The sequence below is a fragment of the Maritalea porphyrae genome (assembly GCF_030159895.1).
GTDB classification, from domain to species: Bacteria; Pseudomonadota; Alphaproteobacteria; order Rhizobiales; family Devosiaceae; genus Maritalea; species Maritalea porphyrae.
The window spans coordinates 1,604,257-1,621,486 of record NZ_BSNI01000002.1 but is presented as its reverse complement, the minus strand read 5'-3'; the positions used below and the strand labels follow the sequence as shown (position 1 = coordinate 1,621,486).

The window sequence follows — 17,230 nt, the reverse complement described above, 5'->3', positions numbered from 1 at the left end:
TTAAGGCAGGATAAATCCGTGTTTGAACGGGTCGCGATCATCGATATAAATGGTGTTATCGCCGGTCTTGCGTGCCCAGCCGCCGATCGATGGGATAATCGCATCTCTATCACCGACTTTGGTGGCGGCTTCAACTCGACCGCGGAACAGCGAACCGATTATGCTTTCGTGAATAAAATCTTCGCCAACTTTCAAATCACCCATGGCCGCCCAATGCGCCATCCGCGCCGACGTGCCTGTGCCACAAGGTGATCTGTCGATTGCCTTGTCACCATAAAACACCGCGTTGCGGGCAGATGCCTCAGGGTCGCGTGCGGCTCCCGTCCAAAGGATATGGCTTAGGCCGTTGATCTGTTCATGTTCAGGGTGCTGAAATTCATATTTCTCATTTAGCGCGGCACGCAATTTGGGCGACCATCGGATCAAATCGAGCGAGGATAGTCCTTCAATATCTTTGAAGTGACTTTGCGGTTCCACAATCGCATAGAAATTGCCGCCATAAGCCACATCGACTGTTATTTCACCCAGTTCTTCGATTTCGGCGGTCATGCCAGTTGCGTACAAAAAGCTCGGCACATTGGTGATGCGCACTTCTTCGACGAACCCGTCGGCCATTGTATATTCTGCCTTGATGCGGCCCGCAGGGGCGTCTAGCCACAAGGTGCCCGGCTCTTTGGGCGTTACCAAGCCCTCTTCAAGCGCCATGGTGACAGTGCCGATGGTGCCGTGTCCGCACATGGGCAAACAACCCGATGTTTCGATGAACAAGATGGCGATGTCGCAATCATCGCGTGTGGGTGGGTAAAGGATCGACCCAGACATCACGTCGTGACCACGCGGCTCAAACATTAGAGCTGTGCGCACCCAATCATATTCGGCCAAAAAGTGCGCGCGTTTTTCGAGCATGTTTGCGCCTTGAAGCGACGGTCCACCTTCGGCCACCAGCCGAACCGGATTGCCGCATGTGTGTCCATCAATGCATCTAAAAGTGTGCTTCGCCATAATATGTTCCTAAAAGCGAGACGGGTTAAACGGGGTCATATCAATTGCCGTCGGGCGTTCAGCCACCAGATCAGCAACCAGTTTTGCCGTGGCCAAACTTTGGGTCAGCCCCAAATGCCCATGACCAAACGCATAGGTGATTTTGTTGCTTGCTGTGGCGTGGCCGATTGCAGGCAATGTATCTGGCAGCGAGGGGCGAAAGCCCATCCATTGGGTGCCGTTTGAGGTGCCTAAACTGGGCAAGAATTTTTTGGCTTTTTGCAGCATGATCTCGGAGCGCTTGTAGTTCGGTTCTGCTTCCAAACCGGCAAATTCCACCGCACCACCAACGCGGATGCCTATGGAAAGCGGAGTCATAACAAAGCCGTGGCTGCCAAAGATCAACTGTCGCTTCAAATCGAACGCACCAATTGGCAGTGTGGTGTTGTACCCACGCTCAGTTTCAAGCGGTATTTTGTCACCCAATTGAGCCGTCAGCCTGTGTGACCAAGCGCCAGCAGCAATGATAATGTTCTTGCCCTTCAGGACTGTACCATCGCCCAGAGTTATCGCTCCATCGCGCGAAACGGTTTTCACCTCTTGCGTGATCAGTTCGCCACCGTCCGAGCGCACCATTTCCCACACGGACATGGCCCAATTGAATGGGTCATCAACGGTTTGCCAGCTTGGCAAAAAGGTAGCGCTTTTGATGTGCGGCGATAGTCCCGGCTGAAGCTCAGCCAGTTCATCACCTGTCACATGACGAAATGGGATGCCATGCTTTTTGCGCATTTCACTATTTTCAACGTTGGCATGCTCGTCGGCTTCATTTTCATACAAATGCAACGCGCCATCTGTGCGGATTTGATTGCCCATTTTCGGCATTTGCGCAATTTTTGATATCTCATCGCGCGCTAAGTTCATCAAATCTGCCTGCGCACTGATGGAACGCTGATATTGATCAGGCCAACTAGCGCGGAAAAACTTGAGTAGAAACAGTGTGATTTTCGGCAAATATGATGGTCGTATAGACAAAGGCCCAAGCGGGTCCATCAACCATTTTGGCGCCTTGAGCAACATACCAGGCGATGCCAGGGGCAAAAGGTCAGTCACAGCAAAAGCTGCCGCATTACCAAAACTTGCTTCTTGCGCGATGCCCTTGCGGTCAACCAGCGTGACGCGGCGGCCTTCTTGTTGCAAATAGTGGGCGATGGAAAGACCGATAATCCCTGCCCCGACAATAATCACATCATGTTGCGTATCAGTGTTGGACATAAGCATTCCGACCTAGAAATATGGGGAGCTTGTGCCCGGCGACGATCCGCCGAGCACAATGATGTTTATTATGGAAGCGTGTAAGCTGTTTTGACTGTTGTGTAGAACTCAGCCGCATACGCACCTTGTTCGCGTGATCCAAAGCTTGAGCCTTTGGTGCCACCAAATGGCACGTGATAATCAACGCCCGCAGTTGGCAAATTCACCATCACCATGCCTGCTTCGGCATGCGCCTTGAAGTGGCTTGCATGCTTTAGCGACGTTGTGCAAATGCCAGACGACAGACCAAACTCAGTGTCGTTGGCCACTGCCAAGGCTTCGTCATAATCCTTTACACGGATAACACTTGCTACAGGGCCAAACACTTCTTCTTGGTTGATGCGCATGCCATTGGTGGTTTCGGTCACCAATGCTGGCGCCATAAAGAAGCCTTCTGTGTCGCGGTTAAGGCGCTGACCGCCAACAACCTTGCTGCCTTCTTTGGCTGCAATATCGACATAGTCGAGATCTTGCTGAAGCTGGTTCGCATCAACTACCGGGCCAATTTGTGTGTCCGACCGCAATGCATGACCGACATTAAGCGCGGTCATTTTCTCTTCCAACGCCGCAACAAATTTGTCGTGAATACCTTCCGTGACAACCAAACGAGACGAAGCTGTGCAACGCTGGCCAGTTGAGAAGAACGCACCATTGAGCGACGCATCAACCGCAATGTCCAAATCAGCATCATCAAGCACAACCATTGGGTTTTTGCCGCCCATCTCTAGCTGTACTTTTTTCAACAATTGACCACATTCTGCTGCAATGCCGCGACCTGTTGGTACTGAACCGGTGAAGCTGATGGCGTTGACTTTGTTCGAGCCGATCAGTTGCGGACCGACTTTTGAGCCGCGACCAAACACGAGGTTAAACACGCCTTCAGGCAAGCCAGAACGCGAAATAATATCAGCCAAAGCATGTGCGCAACCAGGCACCAACTCAGCGGGTTTCAACACAACCGCGTTGCCGAACGCTAGTGCTGGGGCAATTTTCCATGCTGGAATCGCAATTGGGAAATTCCAAGGGGTAATGAGACCAACAACACCTACCGGAGAACGGGTGACGTCTACGTCGATACCCGGACGCACAGATGCCAAATGATCACCTGTCTGGCGCAACGTTTCGCCTGCAAAGAATTTAAAGATTTGGCCTGCGCGTGCAGCTTCGCCGATGCCTTCAGGCAAGGTCTTGCCTTCTTCGCGCGACAGCAATTCACCAAGTTCTGCTTTACGTGCCAGAATTTCATTGGCGATAAAATCCAAAACATCAAAGCGCTGTTGCGGCGTTGAAGCGGCCCACTGTACAGCGGCAGTGTGAGCCGCATCAATTGCACGGTCCATATCAGCTGCTTCTGAAACGGCAGCGTGGCCCAAAATGTCAGATGTGTCCGAAGGGTTTATGTTTGGTGTCGACGCGGAAGTTTCTTCCCACGCGCCGCCGATAAAGCTTTTATATTCCATTGAGTTGCTCAACTTTCTGGGCAAATTGATTCTGATGAGTTCAGCTTACGCTGCAAGCGCGATCACGTCAGGCTGCTGGCTCCAGCTTTTGTACCATGTTTGGAACAGGTCAAATTGCTGCTTCGCATAGTTGCGCTGACTGTCTGAGAGTGCATCTGTTTCGTTGAAATGCAATTCATATTCAGCATCGCCTTGCAGCACCATCAGATATTTATAGTAGAGCACCAAATCTGCACCTTCATCGAACGAAGAGAGAACTTGGAACGCAGTGTCCAATTCAAGCGCGCGAACACGCGCTACAGCATCGCCTTGAGCCGCTTTTTCACACAGCGCAACAAGGTGCAATGCTTCTTTTGGCAGTGCGTTACCGATGCCTGTAATTGAACCACCAGCGCCACAATTCACATAGCCGTGGAACACTTGGGTATCCACACCAATCATCAGGTTGACGCTATCATCCTTGCTGGTGATGAATTCAGCCGCATAGCGCAAATCATCAGCGCCACCAAACTCTTTGAAGCCAATCAGATTTGGATAGTCTTTACGCAAGTCAAAGAACAAATCAGCGCGGGTTGCAAAGCCATAATAAGGGCTGTTGTAAATCACAGCAGGCAAATCAGGTGCCGCTTCCAAAATCGCAGCAAAGTGATTGCGTTGCGCCGCCATTGAACTGCCGCGCGACAAAACACGTGGAATAACCATCAGGCCGTGTGCACCAACTTTTTGCGCATGGGCTGCATGTTCCGCTGCAATTTTTGAATTTACCGCGCCAGTGCCAACGATTGTTGGGATGCCGGCTGCAACAAGACGGGCAACACCTTCCATGCGGTCAGCGTCTGTTAGCAAAGGCCAGTCGCCCATCGAACCGCAGTAAACCACTGCAGACATGCCTGCATCGATCAGCTCTTTGCCCTTTTTCACCAACGCATCGAAATCAACGGAGCGGTCCGCTTTGCAAGGTGTCATCAATGCTGGAATGCAGCCAGAAAAGATATTTGCGTTCATTTGTAGTTCCTTTGAAGATCGCTTTTGGGTGCGCGCACCAAATTGTCCGCCCATCCGTATATTGGATATAATGTTAATCAGACTTATCGAACGTTGGCCAAGAATTTCGCCGTATGTTCACTCGTTGGTTCACCGAAAATTTGTTTTGGTGGGCCTATTTCTTCCATGATGCCTTGGTGGAAGTAGGCGACACGGTCACTCACATCACGGGCGAAGCCCATTTCGTGGGTTACACAAATCATGGTCATGCCCTCTTCTGCCAGCAAGCGCATCGTATCAAGCACCTCACCCACAAGCTCTGGGTCCAGCGCCGACGTTGCTTCATCAAACAGCATATATTCTGGCTCCATTGCCAGCGCGCGGGCAATCGCCAAGCGTTGCTGCTGACCACCTGAAAGCGCTGATGGGTAGTTGTCGATTTTGTCGCCAAGACCAACATGCTCGAGCTGCGCACGGGCAATTTCTTTGGCTTCTGCTTTTGATTTTCCCTTAACAATCTTTGGGGCCAACGCCACATTTTCGAGCGCCGTGAGGTGTGGGAACGAATTGAACTGCTGGAACACCATGCCCATTTTTGTGCGCAACTTGTTCAGGTCCGTGTCTTTGGCGTGCACAGACACGCCGTCAACCAGCACTTCGCCTTTTTGGATCGCTTCCAGCCCATTGATGCAATAGAGCAACGTGGATTTTCCGGAACCTGATGCGCCGATGATGGAGAGCACTTCGCCCTTTTGCACGTTCAGATCGATGCCTTTAAGCACATGCAGATCACCGAAATATTTGTGTAGATCTTTAATCTCGATCATGACTGCCACTTCCTTTCAAGATGTGCCGCATAGCGTGAAATCGGATAAGAAAGCGCGAAATAGAACGCGCCAGCTACCGCAAGCACAAGCAAGGGTTGTTGGGTGCGCGTGATGAGATCCCGCGCGACTTTCAATAGTTCTGGATGGCCAAGCACTGACACAAGCGCGCTATCTTTGAGCACACCAAGCGCAACGCCAACCCAAGATGGGAACACGGCGCGCAAGCCAATGGGCCAAACCACATGTTGCATGGTTTGCAGGTAGCTCAGGCCAAGTGATCGCCCTGCCCGGCGCATTGGTGCCCCCACCGCTTCAATACCACCACGGGCGACATTTGCGACCAGCGCTGATGTGTAGACACCCAGGATGATCACGCCTGCCCAAAACGGGTTCATTGCCAAGCCAACGACGTTGAACAAGTTGTAGAATAACACCAGTTGGATAATCAGCGGCACCGAACGGAATGCATCGAGCACAAAGCCGAGCGTGATTGCGCCTGCGATTTTGCTTTCGGACAAAATCCAGCCAAAGAAAATGCCAAGCACAGTTCCCGCTGAAATCGACAGCACTGAAATGATCAGTGTTTGCCATGCAGCTTGCGCCAAAAACCAAAGGTCTTTTGGGCCAAAGCCGGAGAAGAAAGAAATCGGTTCGTTCATCGAATTACTCCTCCCTAGTACCGGAACATGCGCCAGGCGATAAGCCGGGAGATGCCGAGAATGATTTTGACCATGGCGTAATAAATAAGCGCCGTGACTGCGAAATATTCAAAGATGCGGAATGTTTTGAACGCCAGAGCCTGAGTTTCGCCAGCCAGCTCGCGGAAACCGACAATCATTGCCAATGAACTCATCAAGACTGCCCACACCAACTGGTTGGTCATTGGGTGATAAACAATGCGGAATACTTGCGGGATAATGATCCGCGTGTAGCTTTGCCAAGCTGACATGCCAAGCGAACGCGCAGCCCGTAATTGTGTATCAGGAACGGCTTGAAAGCCACCACGGAAGTTTTCCGCCAAATATCCTGCATTGTTAAACGTTAGGCCAAACAAAACGATCAAGTATGGCGTTAAGTGCATGCCAAATGCACCCAAACCAAAAGAGAAGAAGAAGAGTTGGAACAAGGCAGGCGTGTTGCGTGCTGTTTCCACCCATGCGCTTGCAATCCACGCCAAGGGTTTTGGACCGTTCATGCGCAATAGCGCCAACACCAAACCTAAGACAATGCCAATAATCATGGAGAGCACAGAGACTTGCAGTGTGACCAAACTTGCTTCGAGCAAGTCGGGCAGCTTGCGCATCACCGGACGCCAATGGAATGTGTATTCGAAATTCATCGGGCCTCCTCCTTTCCTTTTGGTTCGAACTCTGCCCGCGACAAATGCCGCGAGCAGAAGGGTTTAAAGGTTAAGGGATTAGTACAATACGCCTGGGATACGCAGCTCAGGTGCTGTGTCGCCAACATATTTCTGCCATAGCTCTTCGTAACGGCCTGAACGCACCTGATGGGTGATGAACAGGTTGATGTAGTTGAGCCATGTTACGTCTTTACGTGGACCTGCAACTGAAGTGTAATCAGTTGTCCAAGGCATACGTGGGCCAGGCACTACAGTGTCATACTGATCCGTGATCGGCTTAACCGCTGTGTTGGTGGTGATGCCAGCGTCTGCTTTACCTTGTGCAACAGCCAAGAATACTTCGTTCTCACTCTGATAGCCTTGATAAAGGTTCTCTTCACCCCACTGCTCAGCAATCTTCAGCCACTCTTGCTCAGGTACGGTACCTACTGCAGCTGCAACGCGTTTGCCCTTCATATCTTCAAAAGATGTGATGCCGCTGTCTTTACCCACAACTGCTTGCGCAAAATAGATTGCGTAAGGAATTGAGAAGCCGACTGTTTTTGCACGCTCAAGTGAATCTGATGTGCCACCAAATACGATGTCTGCACGGTTGGTCACAATCGCTGGCAAACGCTCAGCCCATGTTACGGGGATCACTTCAGCATCAACGTCCAACGCTGCGGCCATATCGTTACAATATTCAACGTCAAAACCAGCAGGTTCGTTGTTCGCATCGCGATAGCCAATTGGTGGAAAATCCAACACAACCGCGCAGCGCAACACGCCATTGTTAATTACGTCGTCGAGTTTGTCAGCAAGCGCTGCTGGCGTTGCCAATGTTGCAACAACTGCCGCCGCAGCGGCCAATTTCAAAAATTTCATTTTCTTACCTCCCGGGTGTTTTCTTGACGAAACAATCCCGCGTCCCGCTGAGCGCCGCCTGCCCCACAATTTCAACCCACGCCAACAGCGGATGTTCAATTAACAGGCGGCTAACTCAGCAAAGGAAACGCGACAGGCGTCTCGCCCTTTACAATTCCGTCTATAACACCAAGATTGGATACAATCTACAATATTCTTTATTTTTTATTCATTCTCGGCGGACAACCAGAACCTAAAAACTTAAAAAACCGCTATATTCCAGTCAGTTGCATTCAAAGCTCGGCTCGCAAAAAATTGGATACAATCTTTGGCCAACGCGCAACTTGGCGCGAGATTTGGGTAGGTAAGGTCGCATTCTTTGATCAGATTGAAGGTTTTGTTTTGAAAAAGAGAAGCAACTAAGCCTGCTTTAGAACCTGCTCAAGCACATCAAAGACCAAGCGAATCTTTTTCGAGGTGTGCAGTTCGCGGTGCGTTACCAGCCAAACAGGAAAGTCAAATGCAGGGACATGGGGCCAAATACGCTTCATTTGGGGGTCGTTTCTCGCAACATTCTCCGCGACTATCCCTACGCCAAGCCCTTCACGCACCATCTCATAAGCCACGAGCGCGCTAGTTGTGGGCATCGTGAACTGCTCAAGCCTTAAATCGATACCTAAGTCGGCGCACATTTTTTGAAACGGCACCGGATCTCGCGGCCCTACAATTTCTACCGAATCTGCGTTCTTGCCATCTATCAGCAATCCTGATTGCTCAATATAGGCTGGCGAAGCGTGAAAACTTGCGGACCAATTGGCAATCAGTTTTGCCATCAATTCAGGGTCCTGCGGCCGGACATGACGTATTGCGATATCGGCATCTCGATGTCTAAGGTCTTGAACTTCGTCGGAGGCCAGAACCTTAATCCGCAAATTTGGCGCCTGCTTTTTCAGCCGCCTTATGGCTTCAATCAGAAACTGAACGCAAACAAAGTCGACCGCTGTAATTGAGACTTCGCCTGCAATATCGGTATTGAACCCCTGAGCAACCATCGAAATACGACTGGCTGCGCCACCCATATCCTTTACATGTTCAAACAGCAGGCCTCCTGCCTCAGTCATCGTCAGACCGCGCGTGCTCCTTTCAAACAAAGTCAATTGCAGCGACTTTTCCAACCCCGCGATCTGCCGCGTAATGGTGGGCTGTGTCGTCGATAGCGCGCGCGCCGCACCGCTGAAGCTCCCCGCTTCGGCCGTTGCCAAAAAAGCGCGAATTTGGTTCCAATCGAAGTCTACTTCCTGCCAGTTCATATGTTTACGTATATCAGAACCACGTTTTGAAGCAATTCCTATGATATCCGCGCATAGCTATCTTATCTCCAAGACTGGAGAGAGACCGGACATGATCACATTTTGGCGCCATTGGCGCATCACATTCCTGCTGTTGCTAATCGTATTCATCCCCGTGGCACTAACCATATCCCGGCTGATCTGGCTGGCGGGTGGTGAGCAAAGTTTGGCGACAGAACCCGGCTTTGCGCACATGCTGGAAATTCCCGCACCCATTATTCTGCACATCGTTTTTGGCAGCATTTTTTGTCTTATCGCGTGTTTTCAGTTTAATCCCCACTTTCGCGGCAAGCATCCTCGGGTTCACAGAGTAGCCGGTCGAATTGGCGCAACTGCTGGCCTTATCTCGGCAATAACTGGATCAATGATGACAATCATCTATCCAATTGGAGAAATGTCCACAGTGCCCATGGCAGCCGTGCGCTTCGTATTTGGGATATTAATGGTGGTCACGATTATTCTTGCCGTTTCCCATGCAAGAAAGCGCGAGTTTGTTGCCCACCGCGCCTGGATGATCCGCGCATTTGCCATTGGCGTTGCTGGCTCAACGCAAGGGATATTAATCGGACTGTGTTTTTTGATCCTGGGCGGTATCGACAAATATATTGTCACATCCATGATATGCCTTGGATTTGGGATCAACTGGGCAATTGCAGAAATAAGAATTCGCACTACATCTAGCAGACGTAATCAGCGCAACAGGAGTGCCGCATGACAACGCAAACCGCCACATTCTGGGACAAGCAGGCCAAGGGCTATGCCGCCAAACCTGTAAAAGACGTTCAGTCCTACGAAGAAATGCTGGCTGCAGTCAGCAAGTACCTCTCGCCTGAAGACAAGGTGTTGGAGATCGGTTGCGGCACAGGTAGCACTGCTGTGCGCATGGCAAAACATGTCGCAAACTGGACCGCATCTGACATTTCACCTGAGATGATCGGTATTGCGAAAAGCAAGCAGGCACCGGATAGCGCTAAATTCTTGGTGGCAAATGCTGACACGGCGTTTGAAGATGCTCCATTTGATGTTGTCACAGCCTTTCACATTTTGCACTTGGTGCCAGAGCCAAACAAAACGATCAAAAGCCTGTTCAAACAACTCCGACCTGGCGGCCTTTTTCTCTCGAAAACAGTTTGCCCTGGGGAAATGGGGATAATGCCGCGTTTGATTATTCCGGTGATGAACTTGTTTGGGGTCGCGCCGCCAACGCTGCACTTTCTCACGACAAATGAGCTTGAAAGCATGGTGATTGAGGCCGGTTTTGAAATTCTAGAGCAAAAGTTCTTTGGCAAAGCCAAAGCTTCGCCCTACATCGTGGCACGGCGCCCAGAATGACGCAAAATCGGGTCAAATCGGATATTGTTTAACATTGAGGCTTGGCGAAATTCATAAGTGTCAGATATGTTGTCGCAAAATATTTGATTTGAATTGAGCAAAAAAACATGAAGTTGAGCACCGTAAATGTGCGCGCCGCAGCCTCCGCCGCAGACCTGATTTTTGAGGCCCTGCGCGAAGCGATTTTCACTGGTGAGCTGAAAGCTGGCGAGCATTTGCGACAAGATGCTCTGGCGGAAATGTTCAACACGTCACGTATCCCCGTACGCGAAGCGTTGTCTCGACTAGAACAGCAGGGCTTAGTGAAAACCGAGCGTTTTCGCGGCACCACCGTTTCATCATTGTCTGCCGACGAAGTGCAAGAGATCTTTGAATTTCGCGCGTTACTTGAAGGCGAAGTCATCCGCTATGCCGTTGAAAACATGGATGATGCAACGCTGGCGTTGGCAAAGAAACACTGTGACGCTTTTTCGGAAGAAACAGATTCCGCCAAATATGGCGAACTCAACCGCAACTTCCACTATGCGCTATATGAGCGGGCGAACCGCCCCTATCACTTGCATATTGTAAAGACCACGCTTGACCGCATAGAAAGCTATTTGCGCGCGCAATTGGTGCTAACGGACGGGATGAGCCGCGCACGGCGAGAGCATATTGGCATTTTGGAAGCGTGCATTGATCGCAATGCCGAACTGGCAGCCAAGCTCACGCAAGATCACATTCTTGGCGCATCCGACTCGTTGATCAATTATCTGAAGAACCAGGAAGCAAAATAAAGGGCGAGGATTTCTCCCCGCCCTTTGCATTTCTCAAAATTAAATCGCTTTTGCTGTTACGCGACTTGTTCTTTTGCGAATGGCTTATTGTCTTGCAGCCAAGTCAGCACATATTCAGGTGCTGAAAACTCATATGGATCGCTGTCGATATCGTCTTGGAAGCCAGCTTCTTCGAACCAACCAACAATCTCGCCATCGTCAATCACGGCTGCATAGCGCCATGAGCGCAGGCCAAATCCAAGATTGTCTTTCTTGACCAACATGCCCATTTTGCGGGTGAACTCACCAGAGCCATCTGGGATCAAACCAACATTCTTCACGCCTTGCGACTCACCCCATTTGTTCATCACAAATGCGTCGTTCACAGATAGGCAATAGATCGCGTCGATGCCTTCTTCTTGGAAATCGCCAAACATTTTCTCGTAATTTGGCAATTGGTATGTCGAGCAAGTTGGTGTGAATGCACCTGGAAGCGAGAAAAGCACAACGCGCTTGCCAGCGAAATAATCCGCAGTTGTTTTGTCTTCCCAACGGAATGGGTTTGGACCTTCAATAGATTCGTCGCGTACACGGGTCTTAAACACGACATTTGGAACGTTTTTGCCAACTGTAGCCATCATCACACCTTTGATAAATCACTTTGTTCTTCGCAACTTCTGGCACAAACTTGAATCATCACTGCAAGTGTTGACTTGCAGTGTTTAAAGCTATGCCTGTTGTGAAGTTCGTGAGATGTTAGATAGCGCACTGCGCTGTTGAAAACAAGAAGCGAGAAACCTTTTTTGAACGATTCTAAACAAGCATTTTGACGCACCACTTGGCGAGCGAAAGTCAGGCAAACAAAGCCACCAACTCAAAAAACCTGACTAAATGGTCAGAAAATGTTTGACCTTTTGGTAAAAATATCAAATGATATATGATGAAGGAAAGTGTTGCCGGCATGCTTTGGCGTTTAGGTTTGAGGAGACCTGATCGCGTTTATACAAAGTACCGCGGCAAATCTGGGGAGGACTATTGATGAGCGAAACTGATTTCGCGACGCGGGATATCCGCACCGGTCGCCTTGACCAAATAGACTATGACAACAATTTTGAGGATCTGCACGCGCCGCTGTCGCGCCATGAAGCCATGGTCGAAGCCGAGCGATGCTATTTTTGCTATGACGCGCCCTGCATGACAGCGTGCCCGACCAGCATCGATATTCCCCTCTTCATCAGGGAAATCGCGGCCGACAACCCATCAGGTTCAGCAAAGACAATCCTGAACCAGAACATATTGGGCGGCATGTGCGCCCGGGTTTGCCCAACGGAAACACTTTGCGAAGAAGTTTGCGTGCGCGAAGAAGCCGAAGGTAAGCCAGTTAAAATTGGCCAACTTCAGCGCTATGCCACCGACCATTTGATGGCCACCGCGAAAGAGCATCCCTTCAAGCGCGCCGCTTCGACTGGCAAGCGCGTCGCCGTTGTTGGCGCAGGTCCTGCCGGTCTTTCATGCGCGCACCGCTTGGCGATGCATGGTCACGATGTCACGATATTTGAAGCGCGCGCAAAAGCAGGTGGCCTCAACGAACATGGTATCGCCGCTTACAAGACAACTCACAACTTCGCTCAGCTAGAAGTTGACTTTGTATTGGGCATCGGCGGTATTGAGATCAAAAACAACCAAGCGCTTGGCCGCGACATCTCTGTTGAGCAATTGCGCGACGACTTTGACGCTGTATTTATCGGCGTAGGACTTGGCAACACCAACGATCTAGGCCTTGAAGGCGAAGATAATGATGGTTGCCTAGACGCTGTTGATTACATTGAAAAGCTTCGCCAAACCGACGATTTGAGCTCCCTGCCTGTTGGGCGCGATGTGGTGGTGATCGGTGGTGGCATGACCGCCATCGACATCGCCATTCAAACTAAATTGCTTGGCGCCGAAAACGTCACCATCGCTTACCGGCGCGGGCAAGACGGAATGAACGCCAGCCTTTATGAGCAAGAGTTGGCGCAAACCCATGGGGTTGTCATTCGCCATTGGTTGCAACCCACAGCGCTCATTTCTAACGATGCGAATGAAATCACAGGCATTGAGCTTGAATATACGTCGCAAGAAAATGGCAAGCTCTCTGGAACCGGCGAAAAAATAAAACTCGAAGCGGATCAGGTATTTAAGGCAATTGGTCAAAAGTTTGATTCAAGCGTTTTGAGCGATGCTGGCATCGAGCTTGAAGCACGTCGCATAAAGATCACCGAAGACGGAAAGACGTCACTCGCCAAAGTTTGGGCGGGCGGCGACTGCGTTGCAGGTGGCGAAGATTTAACTGTTGAATCTGTGGAAGACGGCAAACTTGCCGCCGAAAGCATCCACGCTTTTTTGACACGCTAACCGAATAGGAGAACAAAAATGGCTGATCTTACGACCGACTTTTTGGGCATCAAATCGCCAAACCCTTTTTGGTTGGCGTCTGCTCCCCCAACTGACAAAGCATACAATGTCGAGCGCGCATTTGAAGCGGGCTGGGGTGGCGTAGTATGGAAAACTCTTGGCTCAGAAGGCCCACCAGTGGTCAACGTAAATGGGCCGCGCTACGGCGCCATTTTTGGCCCTGATCGCCGCTTGATGGGCTTGAACAACATCGAGTTGATCACAGACCGCTCTTTAGAAATCAACCTGCAAGAAATGACCGAAGTGAAAAAGCGTTGGCCAGACCGCGCGATTATCGCCTCGATCATGGTGCCTTGTGAAGAACAAGCTTGGAAGGACATTCTGCCCCGTGTCGAAGAAACGGGCGTTGATGGCATCGAATTGAACTTTGGCTGTCCGCACGGCATGAGCGAACGCGGCATGGGCGCTGCAGTTGGCCAAGTGCCCGAATATATCCAAATGGTCACCGAGTGGTGCAAAAAATACTACTCCAAGCCAGTGATTGTGAAACTCACGCCAAACATCACCGACGTTCGCTACCCTGCCCGTGCGGCGAAAGCTGGCGGCGCGGACGCTGTGAGCTTGATCAACACCATCAACTCGATTGTTGAAGTCGATTTGGACAATTTTGCGCCGGTGCCAACAATCGATGGCAAAGGCTCTCACGGCGGTTATTGCGGTCCAGCAGTTAAGCCGATCGCGATGAACATGGTTGCCGAAATTGCCCGCGATCCGGAAACAGCCGGCTTACCAATTTCAGGCATTGGCGGCATCTCCACATGGAAAGATGCGGCCGAGTTCATCTCACTTGGTTGTGGCAATGTCCAAGTCTGCACAGCCGCGATGACATATGGCTTTAAGATTGTGCAAGAAATGATCTCTGGCCTGTCCGAGTGGATGGATCAAAAGGGATATGACAGCATCGACGATTTTGTCGGACGTGCTGCGCCAAACGTGACAGATTGGAAATATCTCAATCTCAACTACGTCACGAAAGCGAAGATCGACCAAGATTTGTGCATCAAATGTGGTCGCTGCCACATTGCTTGTGAAGATACGTCTCACCAAGCAATCACTGATTTGGTGGATGGCGCACGCAAGTTTGAGGTGATTGACGAGGAATGCGTTGGGTGTAACCTGTGCGTAAATGTCTGTCCGGTTGATAGTTGCATTACAATGGAGCAAATCTCCGGGGTCGACCCGCGCACCCAAAAAGAGATTGATCCAAATTATGCCAACTGGACCACGCACCCAAACAATCCAAGCGCAGTCACAGAACCTGCCGAATAATACTGAAACCACCCGCTCCCCACATCATGGGCAGGTGATTGATGGCCGCGAAAAACTTCGCGGCCATTTTGCTATGATTCTGTTTGCCTTGCTGATATCCGCAAGCTTCTCATTTGGTGCTTTGGCCGCGCCGCACATCGATCCAGGCGCATTGAGCGCGTCGCGGTTTATGCTGGCTGCAATTGTGATGGGCCTAATCGCCTTTTTCACCGGCAACAAACTGGTCGAACGCGGCCAGATCTTGCCCAAATCGCCCCAGCGCTTCCTGGTTCTCGGCGCATTAATGGGTGTTTATTTCGTCACCATGTTCGAGGCGCTCAAAATTGCCTCTCCCGTTTCAACGGGTGCAGTCTTTACCCTAATGCCAATGATTTCGGCGGCGTTCGGTGTTCTGTTTTTGGCGCAACGCGTATCACCGCGCATGATGATTAGTCTGCTGATCGCAGCAGCAGGTGCCGTATGGGTAATTTTCCGTGGTGACTTGAACGCACTGTTGTCGTTCAACATTGGTACTGGGGAAATGACCTTTTTCGTCGGCGTTGTGTGCCACGGGGCCTACGCGCCGCTTGTACGCAAACTCAATCGAGGCGAACCAGTGGTGATGTTTTCTTTCTGGACATTACTTGCCTGCGCCGTGGTTCTAACTATCTATGCGGCGTGGGGCATAGTTTCGACCGATTGGCTCAACCTGCCTGCAGTTGTTTATTGGGCGGGCTTGTACCTCACCATTTTCACCACTGCCCTCACCTTTTTCCTGCTGCAATATGCTAGCCTGCGGCTGCCTGCGTCCAAGGTGATGAGCTATGGCTATCTTACGCCTAGCTTCATCATTGTCATTGAAGGCGTTTCGGGGCGCGGCTGGGTAAATCCAAGCGTCGCCTTGGGCGCATTGGTCACCGTTATCGCTTTGTTGGTTTTGGCGTTCGCTAAAGAAGGTTAGACCTTCAACATAGATGTGAACATGTTTTCCAAATAGGCTTTGGTGTTCTCAAATTCGGCAGGATCATCAATGCCGCGACCAAGCACTACGCGCACCTGCTCTTCAAAATCTGAGTAATGCTGTGTCGTTGCCCAGATCGAAAAGATCAAATGCTTGGGGTCGACTTTTTTAAGCTTACCCTCTTCCATCCAATTGGCGATAATTGCTGCTTTTGAGTTCAAAAGATCGTTGATCTCTCCGCCCAGGATTGGCTTTATCCGTGGCGCGCCTTGGATAATCTCATTCGCAAACAAACGGCTTTCCCGAGGATAGTCGCGGGCCATTTCAATTTTGCGACGCACATAGTTCAGAATTTCTTCGAGCGGATCACCGTCGGCGCTTAGTTCGCGCATCGGGTCCAGCCAGCTATCCAACAAGCGCGACAACAATGTCTCGTGAATGTCTTGCTTAGATTTGAAATAGTACAAGAGATTGGGCTTGGACATGCCGGCTTCTTCTGAAATTTGATCGATGGTTGATCCACGAAATCCGTGTTGTGAGAACACTTCCAGTGCCGCTTCTAGAATCTTTTGTTCGTTTGCACGCTGAATACGTGTCTTGCGCTGCGGTTTTTCCACTTCAGTGGTCGCCATCATCACCCCCAGTTTGAAGCCCCACCCCTGCGAGAATGATCTTTTTCACATCTCGGGTGGCGGCTTGCCATGCCCCATCATCAAACGGTTGTCCATCGTTCAAAGTTTGAACCTGATGCACGAAATCCGCATAGTGCTGGGTCGTGGCCCATATCATATATAGAAGGTGCTTTGGATCGATTTTGTCCATACGCCCTTCGTCTATCCAGCTCTGAATAACGGCTTCGCGAGAGGTCGTCCACTCTTTTAAGGTCGTCTCCAAATAGTCTTGAATAATCGGCGCGCCGTGCATCACTTCGTTGGCCCAAACCTTGGACCCATTTGGATGAGCACGCGAAATTTCCATTTTTTTGTTGATATAACTTGCGAGCGCAATCGCTGGATCCATATTTTGATCAAAAGAATCGGCCGCTTCCAACCAGATATCAAATATGTTCTGCACCACCTGACTATAAAGGGCTTCCTTGGTGGGAAAATAGTAGTGCAAATTGGCCTTTGGAATACCCGCAAAATCAGCGATCATTTGGGTTGTAGCCCCTTTAAACCCGTACTCTGCAAAGATTTTCTCTGCTGCATCCAGGATCGCCTGCTTCTTTTGATTGCGCGTACTTGGTTTTTTAAAGTTGCCGTTGGTCATTTGTTATGATTTGATCACTTTTGTTCACCGCCATTTATGGCATTTTATCAAATTTTTGCTGCATGCAAATAAAACTTGACCAAATGGTCAGAT

General features: G+C 50.4%; 18 protein-coding genes. 6 read left to right on the top strand and 12 right to left on the bottom strand.

Going from position 1 to position 17,230, the window contains the following annotated elements; genetic code table 11:
- The 9 genes from QQL65_RS11320 to QQL65_RS11280 form a co-directional block, all read right to left on the bottom strand.
- On the bottom strand, positions 1–1,002 hold the full coding sequence (locus tag QQL65_RS11320; protein WP_284364594.1) for a 4-hydroxyproline epimerase: 1,002 nt from the start codon (positions 1,000–1,002) through the stop codon (positions 1–3).
- Positions 1,003–1,011: 9 nt separating this feature from the next.
- Positions 1,012–2,256 (bottom strand): NAD(P)/FAD-dependent oxidoreductase, encoded by a 1,245-nt coding sequence (locus QQL65_RS11315; protein ID WP_284364592.1) that lies wholly within the window; start codon positions 2,254–2,256, stop codon positions 1,012–1,014.
- A 68-nt stretch (positions 2,257–2,324) separates the two neighbouring features.
- Positions 2,325–3,755 (bottom strand): aldehyde dehydrogenase family protein, encoded by a 1,431-nt coding sequence (locus QQL65_RS11310; protein WP_284364588.1) that lies wholly within the window; start codon positions 3,753–3,755, stop codon positions 2,325–2,327.
- Between the two features lie 45 nt (positions 3,756–3,800).
- Positions 3,801–4,760 (bottom strand): dihydrodipicolinate synthase family protein, encoded by a 960-nt coding sequence (locus tag QQL65_RS11305; protein WP_284364586.1) that lies wholly within the window; start codon positions 4,758–4,760, stop codon positions 3,801–3,803.
- An 83-nt stretch (positions 4,761–4,843) separates the two neighbouring features.
- Entirely contained in the window at positions 4,844–5,566 is a 723-nt protein-coding gene (locus tag QQL65_RS11300) for an amino acid ABC transporter ATP-binding protein (protein ID WP_284364584.1), read from the bottom strand.
- On the bottom strand, positions 5,563–6,225 hold the full coding sequence (locus QQL65_RS11295) for an amino acid ABC transporter permease (protein ID WP_284364581.1): 663 nt from the start codon (positions 6,223–6,225) through the stop codon (positions 5,563–5,565). The genes QQL65_RS11300 and QQL65_RS11295 overlap by 4 nt, the downstream gene beginning before the upstream one ends.
- A 14-nt stretch (positions 6,226–6,239) precedes the next feature.
- Positions 6,240–6,905: an amino acid ABC transporter permease gene (locus tag QQL65_RS11290; protein WP_284364579.1), complete on the bottom strand. Its 666-nt coding sequence runs from the start codon at positions 6,903–6,905 to the stop codon at positions 6,240–6,242.
- A gap of 78 nt (positions 6,906–6,983) precedes the next feature.
- Positions 6,984–7,790 carry a transporter substrate-binding domain-containing protein gene (locus tag QQL65_RS11285; protein WP_284364576.1) on the bottom strand — a complete coding sequence of 269 codons (807 nt, stop codon included), beginning with the start codon at positions 7,788–7,790 and terminating at the stop codon, positions 6,984–6,986.
- Between the two features lie 398 nt (positions 7,791–8,188).
- Positions 8,189–9,079 carry a LysR family transcriptional regulator gene (locus tag QQL65_RS11280; RefSeq protein WP_284364574.1) on the bottom strand — a complete coding sequence of 297 codons (891 nt, stop codon included), beginning with the start codon at positions 9,077–9,079 and terminating at the stop codon, positions 8,189–8,191.
- 91 nt (positions 9,080–9,170) lie between these two features.
- Here QQL65_RS11280 and QQL65_RS11275 point away from each other — a divergent pair, with 91 nt between their 5' ends.
- The 3 genes from QQL65_RS11275 to QQL65_RS11265 all read left to right on the top strand — a co-directional run bounded on the left by QQL65_RS11275 (position 9,171) and on the right by QQL65_RS11265 (position 11,226).
- Positions 9,171–9,833, top strand: coding sequence for a DUF2306 domain-containing protein (locus tag QQL65_RS11275; RefSeq protein WP_284364572.1), 663 nt, complete (start codon positions 9,171–9,173; stop codon positions 9,831–9,833).
- A complete protein-coding gene (locus tag QQL65_RS11270) occupies positions 9,830–10,450 on the top strand; it encodes a class I SAM-dependent methyltransferase (RefSeq protein ID WP_284364570.1) in 621 nt (206 codons plus the stop codon). The genes QQL65_RS11275 and QQL65_RS11270 overlap by 4 nt, the downstream gene beginning before the upstream one ends.
- Positions 10,451–10,557: 107 nt before the next feature.
- Positions 10,558–11,226 (top strand): GntR family transcriptional regulator, encoded by a 669-nt coding sequence (locus QQL65_RS11265; RefSeq protein ID WP_284364567.1) that lies wholly within the window; start codon positions 10,558–10,560, stop codon positions 11,224–11,226.
- Between the two features lie 56 nt (positions 11,227–11,282).
- Here the strand turns inward: QQL65_RS11265 and QQL65_RS11260 are convergent, their stop codons facing one another.
- A complete protein-coding gene (locus QQL65_RS11260) occupies positions 11,283–11,843 on the bottom strand; it encodes a peroxiredoxin (RefSeq protein WP_284366272.1) in 561 nt (186 codons plus the stop codon).
- Between the two features lie 400 nt (positions 11,844–12,243).
- On the opposite strand from QQL65_RS11260, the gene QQL65_RS11255 reads away from it, so the two are divergent.
- The 3 genes from QQL65_RS11255 to QQL65_RS11245 are packed head-to-tail and all read left to right on the top strand — an operon-like array spanning position 12,244 to position 15,868.
- A complete protein-coding gene (locus QQL65_RS11255) occupies positions 12,244–13,599 on the top strand; it encodes an NAD(P)-dependent oxidoreductase (RefSeq protein WP_284364566.1) in 1,356 nt (451 codons plus the stop codon).
- An 18-nt stretch (positions 13,600–13,617) separates the two neighbouring features.
- Positions 13,618–14,928, top strand: coding sequence for an NAD-dependent dihydropyrimidine dehydrogenase subunit PreA (preA, locus tag QQL65_RS11250; protein WP_284364565.1), 1,311 nt, complete (start codon positions 13,618–13,620; stop codon positions 14,926–14,928).
- The gene (locus QQL65_RS11245; protein ID WP_284364564.1) at positions 14,870–15,868 is read left to right on the top strand and encodes a DMT family transporter; all 999 of its coding nucleotides are present in this window, start codon (positions 14,870–14,872) and stop codon (positions 15,866–15,868) included. Before preA ends, QQL65_RS11245 begins: the two co-directional genes overlap by 59 nt.
- Here the strand turns inward: QQL65_RS11245 and QQL65_RS11240 are convergent.
- Together QQL65_RS11240 and QQL65_RS11235 are read right to left on the bottom strand one after the other, a co-directional pair.
- Positions 15,865–16,500 carry a TetR family transcriptional regulator C-terminal domain-containing protein gene (locus tag QQL65_RS11240; protein ID WP_284364562.1) on the bottom strand — a complete coding sequence of 212 codons (636 nt, stop codon included), beginning with the start codon at positions 16,498–16,500 and terminating at the stop codon, positions 15,865–15,867. The two genes, QQL65_RS11245 and QQL65_RS11240, sit on opposite strands and share 4 nt — an antisense overlap.
- Positions 16,487–17,137: a TetR family transcriptional regulator C-terminal domain-containing protein gene (locus QQL65_RS11235; RefSeq protein ID WP_284364561.1), complete on the bottom strand. Its 651-nt coding sequence runs from the start codon at positions 17,135–17,137 to the stop codon at positions 16,487–16,489. Before QQL65_RS11235 ends, QQL65_RS11240 begins: the two co-directional genes overlap by 14 nt.
- Positions 17,138–17,230 lie beyond the last annotated feature (93 nt).